General features: G+C 71.2%; 5 protein-coding genes and 1 tRNA gene. 3 read left to right on the forward strand and 3 right to left on the reverse strand.

The window, feature by feature from the left end; translation table 11 throughout:
- Positions 1 to 422: ABC transporter permease (locus tag ABEA26_RS34045; RefSeq protein WP_345597665.1), on the forward strand; the 422-nt coding region annotated here is incomplete at its 5' end.
- A 48-nt stretch (positions 423 to 470) separates the two neighbouring features.
- Here ABEA26_RS34045 and ABEA26_RS34050 read toward each other — a convergent pair.
- The 3 genes from ABEA26_RS34050 to ABEA26_RS34060 all read right to left on the reverse strand — a co-directional run bounded on the left by ABEA26_RS34050 (position 471) and on the right by ABEA26_RS34060 (position 3,775).
- Entirely contained in the window at positions 471 to 1,583 is a 1,113-nt protein-coding gene (locus ABEA26_RS34050; RefSeq protein WP_345597667.1) for a DUF4232 domain-containing protein, read from the reverse strand.
- 391 nt (positions 1,584 to 1,974) lie between these two features.
- Positions 1,975 to 2,059 (reverse strand) — tRNA-Ser (locus ABEA26_RS34055).
- Between the two features lie 123 nt (positions 2,060 to 2,182).
- Positions 2,183 to 3,775 carry a S1C family serine protease gene (locus ABEA26_RS34060; protein ID WP_345597669.1) on the reverse strand — a complete coding sequence of 531 codons (1,593 nt, stop codon included), beginning with the start codon at positions 3,773 to 3,775 and terminating at the stop codon, positions 2,183 to 2,185.
- A gap of 261 nt (positions 3,776 to 4,036) precedes the next feature.
- On the opposite strand from ABEA26_RS34060, the gene ABEA26_RS34065 reads away from it, so the two are divergent.
- On the forward strand, positions 4,037 to 4,873 hold the full coding sequence (locus tag ABEA26_RS34065; protein WP_345597671.1) for a glycerophosphodiester phosphodiesterase: 837 nt from the start codon (positions 4,037 to 4,039) through the stop codon (positions 4,871 to 4,873).
- A gap of 213 nt (positions 4,874 to 5,086) precedes the next feature.
- Positions 5,087 to 5,638 carry an ATP-binding protein gene (locus ABEA26_RS34070; RefSeq protein WP_345597673.1) on the forward strand — a complete coding sequence of 184 codons (552 nt, stop codon included), beginning with the start codon at positions 5,087 to 5,089 and terminating at the stop codon, positions 5,636 to 5,638.
- The last annotated feature ends 204 nt before the right edge of the window (positions 5,639 to 5,842 follow it).

Genomic DNA, 5,842 nt, shown 5'->3' on the forward strand with positions numbered 1-5,842 from the left:
TCGCCAGCGTGGTCCTCGTCGGTGCCGTCGCCGTGGCCATCGGCTTCCGCTCCACCAACGCCACCGCCCTGGAGTGGGCCGCGGCTTTCGTACTGCTGATCCTCTTCGCCCTGGCGCTGACCTGGATCGCCGTCGGCATGGGCCTGGTCAGCCCCAACGCCGAAGCCGCCAGCAACAACGCCATGCCCCTGATCTTCCTCCCGCTCATCTCAAGCGCCTTCGTCCCCATCGACACGATGCCCGGCTGGTTCCAGCCCATCGCCGAGTACCAGCCCTTCACACCCGCCATCGAGACCCTGCGCGGACTCCTCCTCGGCACGGAGATCGGCCACAACGGCTGGCTCGCACTCGCCTGGTGCCTGGCTCTCGTCGCACTCGGCTACTACTGGTCCAAGTCGGTCTTCGACCGCGACCCCACATAGCCGGGACGACCACGCGGGCCGCCCGCGGAACGGTGCGGCCGAGGCGACTCAGCCCGTCTCGCCCTTCCGCCACGCCCGGACGCCCAGCTTCCCCGTGGTGCCGAGATCGAGGTTCGGCGTGACCACCACGGGGTCGGAGCCGGACTCGGCCCGAACCCTGACGTACGGCACGGTCACCGCCTCACCGAACTGGGTGGTGTTGCGCCACGCCAGACCCGACACGGCGGACTCACCCGGCCGCAGCGTCACCGGCCGGGGCGGCTCGTCGCCGTCTCCGGCCATGGGTATCTCGTTGGTGCCGCGCAGGATGTCGATCCCGTCGACGGGCTCCAGGTCCTCGTCGAGCAACTGCAGTACCGGGTAGCCCTCCAGGGAGTACGGACGACTGCCGCAGTTCTCCAGGTGCAGCCCCACGACACGCAACCCCATGGCCGCGTCCCCCTTGTCAGCGGTGAGGCGCAGCCCGGACCGCGGGCAGGAACCGGCGGGCGCGGGCGCCTCGTCGGCGGGCACCCGCTTCACGTCGAGGATCCGCACGTGCTCCGCGTCGAGGCGTTGGCCCCCCTGGTAGCCGACGTGTTCAAGGGTTCGCCGCACGGTCCGCCCCGCCCCCACGGCCGCCACCGTCACCTCGGTGCTCGACATCGCCCTCCCCTGGTCGTCCACCAGGGAGAAGGTGATGGTGTAAGTGAAGGGCTCGGTCCCCCGGTTGGTCACCGAGTACGCGACCGCGCACGACGCCCCACCGCCCTCGCCGACAGACTCGCCCGCCCCCGGCAGCCCGGGAAGACTGTCCGCCGTGACGGACACGCCGGGTCGTTCGCCCGCCCCGACACCGGGCGAGGCACTCGCCCCGGCACCGGTCCCGGCGCCACCGGTCCGCTCGACCGTCCCGACGATCCGCACCGCGTCCCGCTCCTGCCCGGCCCCCGTGCCACCGTCGGCCCCAGCGCCACCGTCGGCATCGGCGGTGGCGGTGGCGCCGGCGTTCGCGCTGTGGCTGCCGGCGGCACCGGACGACCCCGCCCCACACCGATCCTCCGGCTCACCTCCCCCTCCCGCTCCGGACGCGGCGGTCTGGGTGCCACAGGCGCCGAGCAGGAGACTGGCAACGAGAGCGCCGGAGACCGCGAGCGGTGTACGGAGCTGGAGGATACGCATCGCCCAACCCCACCAGCCCGGCCCCACTTCGACCGTGGCGGAAGCCACACTTCCGGTCACAGGCCTGTCACAGCTCCGCCCACGGGCGGCCCCGGGCGAGGTACACCGACCTCACGCCGGAACTCCGCCACGGCCGCCTTCCGGCCATCCTCCGGCCGACAGGGGCGAGGTGGTCAGGGACCGACGGTCCCCGAACGTAACGCCCGGTCAGGGGCCGTCCATCTGCCGGTCGTCTCCGTCCAAAGCCGACGGGAGTGTCACCTCGCGACGCCCTTGCCCGTGGCCCCTTCAGGACTTGAGGTCGCTCACCGCCAGGAGGTGATCGCGGCTGATTGCTGCGCATGGCGACGGCCCCCGACCGTCATGCCTGGTCAGGGGCCGTCAATCTCTGCGGTGGGTGTGGGATTTGAACCCACGGTGACTTGCGCCACGACGGTTTTCAAGACCGTTCCCTTAGGCCGCTCGGGCAACCCACCTGTGCCCCGCCCACCAGGGACGGAGCGGGTACAGCGTACCGGCACTGACCGGTCGGCGGGGGCTGTGCCCCGTACGGGGGCCGCTGGACTCGTGTCCGGCTACCCCGGTGACCGATGTGCGGGTCAGTCGTCACCCACCTTGGAGCCAAGGGTGAGTTCGGTCGTCCGCTCCTTGCCGCCGCGCTCGTAGGTGACCGTGACCTCGTCGCCGGGCTTGTGGGTCCAGATCTCGCCGATCAGCGTCGGGCCGCTGTCGATCACCCGGTCGTCGAGCTTGGTGATGACGTCACCGGGCTCGAGGCCCGCGTCGGCGGCGGGGCCACCCGGCTCGACGGGCTCCGCACCGCCCGCGCCCTGCTCGGTGATCTTGGCCCCGTTCGTCGTCTCCTCCAGGGAGACGGAGGCGCCGATCTTGGCGTACACCGGCTTGCCGGTCTTGATCAGCTGCTTGGCGACGAACTCGGCCTGGTTGATCGGGATGGCGAAGCCCAGGCCGATCGAGCCGGCCTGGCCGGTGCCGAAGCCGCCGTTGCTCGTGGACTGGATCGCGGAGTTGACCCCGATGACGTTGCCCTGAGCGTCCAGCAGCGGGCCGCCGGAGTTGCCCGGGTTGATCGACGCGTCGGTCTGCAGGGCACTCATGTAGGACGCCTTGCTGCCCGCGCTCCCGTCACTGGAGGCCACGGGGCGGTTCTTGGCGCTGATGATGCCCGTGGTCACTGTGTTGGAAAGGCCGAAGGGGGCGCCGATGGCGATCGTCGAGTCGCCCACGGCCACCCTGTCCGAGTCACCGAGGGCCAGCGGCTTCAGGTCCGAGGGGGCGCTCTCCAGTTTGAGGACCGCCACGTCGTAGCCCTGGGCGTGGCCGACCACCTCGGCTTCGTACTTCTTGCCGTTGGGGAAGGTCGCGCTGAGCTCGCCTCCGTCGACCGCCTCCGCCACCACGTGGTTGTTGGTGACGATGTGGCCCTGCTTGTCGAAGACGAATCCGGTGCCGGTGCCGCCCTCGCCGTTGCTTCCCTCGGCCTGGATGGTGACCGTGCTGGGCAGCGCCTTGGCGGCCACGCCGGCGACCGTGCCCGCGTCGCGTTTGACGGAGCCGCCGGTGTCGGAGGCGGAGACCGTGGTGGAGCCGGTCCCGTCGTTGTTCTTCGCCAGGGTGTAGCCGAGTCCGCCGCCCAGACCGCCTGCGACCAGCGCGGCGATCAGGAGTGCGGCCACCACACCGCCACGGCCGCGGCCCGGCTTCGGCGCCGGTGGCTGGTACGAGGAGCCCCAGCCGCCGCCGAAGCCCTCGCCGCCTCCCCCGCCGTACGACGGAGTGCCCGGCGGCGGGGGAGGCGGCCAGGAGGCGTCGGGGGCGTTGTGCCCCTGCGGCGCGGCCGAACCGTAAGAAGCGGTCGGCGCTTGCGAAGCGGTCTGCGCTTGCGAAGCGGTCGGCATGTGGGAACCGGCCGGGTCCTGGGGAGCAGTCGGGTCCTGGGGAGCAGTCGGGCCGTGGGAGGCGGCCTGGTCCTGCGGAGCGGATTGGTCCGGTGCGTGGTGGGGAACGGCGGGGGGCCCGAAGCCATGCGGTTGCGGTACCTCGGGCGGCCGGGACGGCGTCCGGTCCGGGTGCGGAGCGGCCGACGGGGCGGAGGCAGCGGGAGAGTCCACCGGCACGGGAGGCGCGGACGGGGCCGGGGGTACCGCGGTGCCCTCGTTCTCGGTGCTCACAGCTTCTCTCCTCGTTCCACGGCTGTTTGTCGGTCACACTGCTCGCGCCCAGCCACGCTCACGCGCTGCTCCACGGTCCGGCGCGACACAGATGTGCGGTGTTCTCGTATGCCATCAGCTTTTCCCACGGGCCGTCAGAGCACCATAAGCGGTTGCTGTGGGTCCACGATCAGCCTTTACATGGGTCATCCAAGACTAAACGGACGTGCCACCGAGGACTTCGACGGTACGTCCACCCGCGCGCAGTGGCACCATGACGCGGTGACCCACGCACGCCAGCACAGGATCCAGGTCGTCGCCCACCGTGGAGCCTCCGAGGAGGCGCCCGAACACACGCTGGCCGCATACCGGAAGGCGATCGAGGACGGAGCCGACGCTCTCGAGTGCGATGTGCGCCTGACCGCCGACGGCCATCTCGTCTGCGTCCACGACTGGCGTGTCAACCGTACGTCCAACGGCCGCGGGGCGGTGTCGGCGCTGGAGCTCGCCGATCTGGCCGCGCTGGACTTCGGCGCCCGCAGGACCCGGGAGTTCTGGCGAACCCGCGACGAGCAGCCCGACTGGGAGCACCGGCCCGAGGACCGGGAGGAGACCTCCGTCCTGACCCTCGAGCGGCTGCTCCAGTTGGTGTCCGACGCGGGGCGGCGAGTGGAGCTGGCCATCGAGACCAAACACCCCACGCGCTGGGCGGGGCAGGTGGAGGAGCGGCTGCTGCTGCTCCTGAAGCGGTTCGGACTCGACGCCCCGGCCTCAGCCGCCGACTCGCCGGTCCGTGTGATGAGCTTCTCGGCCCGCTCGCTGCATCGGGTACGGGCCGCGTCGCCGACCCTGCCGACGGTTTATCTGATGCAGTTCGTCTCCCCCCGGCTGCGTGACGGACGACTGCCCGCGGGTGTCCGGATCGCGGGCCCCTCGATCCGGATCGTGCGCAACCACCCCGCCTACGTCGAGCGCCTGAAACGGGCCGGTCACCAGGTACACGTATGGACCGTGAACGAGACCGAGGACGTGGATCTCTGCGCCGACCTGGGCGTCGACGGCATCATCACCAACCGGCCGCGCGCCGTACTGGACCACCTGGACCATCTGGGCCGCTGATTCGTCCGGAAACCTTGATCCTGCGGGCCCTCGACCGCATTCCCCCTCTCGGCCACACCGACGAAATCAGGCCACACGGTTACAGGGAGTGCTCCGGCGCGTTCGATGAGTGTTCGCTCGTGTCGAATGCGTCACTGGGCGGGGACCGGGCGGTTTCCGGCTCAGGCCAGAGGGGCATCCACACCGTGGCGTGGGGCGAAGGAGGTCTCGGGGGTGGCGTTGGTGGTGGCACAGGAGGTGCCCACGTCGTCGAGCATGGCCGTACCCCATGGCCCTGCGGGCGTGGGGAAAGCAAGGCACCGCATGCGCGATGAACTGCGCAGCGGAGGCGTGTCGGAATCGGTCATCGACGACGCTGTACTGGTCCTTTCGGAACTCTTGAGCAATGCGTGCAAGCACGGCCGTCCGCTGGGTGACGCCCTGGCCGGGGACGGTGACGTCCGCGCCGCGTGGCAGGTGGACGCGGGCGGCCGGCTGGTCGTGGAGGTCACGGACGGCGGCGGGCCTACCCGCCCGGCCCCGGCGACGCCTTCGGTCACCGCGCACGGCGGTCGCGGGCTGAACATCATCACCGCGCTTGCCGACACCTGGGGCGTACGGGACGGCGTCCGCGGACAGGTCACCGTGTGGGTGGTCGTCCACGACGACGTGCACGACCCGGACGCCGGGCACCGTCGTGACGACTTCGCCACCCGGATCACGGCACCGGCGGTGTCGGAGATCCCCGGCCTGGACTTCGCGGACGTCTTTGACGACCTGGCCTGACCCCGCAGCCTGCACGCAAGGGGTTGCGGGGAGGCCAAGGGAAAGCGGGGAGCGGGGAGCGGGGAGCGGGGAGCGGGGAGCGGGGACGCACAGGAGACCGTGGGTCGGTCGGCCAGTGAAGCAGGGAGGGTCTTCTGCGGCCGGCCTCACAGGGCGACCAGGGCGACCAGGGCGACCAGGGCGACCAGGGCGACCAGGGCGACC

The organism is Streptomyces marokkonensis (assembly GCF_039539045.1).
In the GTDB taxonomy this organism is placed as follows: Bacteria; Actinomycetota; Actinomycetes; order Streptomycetales; family Streptomycetaceae; genus Streptomyces; species Streptomyces marokkonensis.

Coding starts and splice junctions, on each gene's coding strand:
- ABEA26_RS34050 (WP_345597667.1), bottom strand. CDS start 1,583: ATGCGTATCCTCCAGCTCCGTACACCGCTCGCGGTCTCCGGCGCTCTC.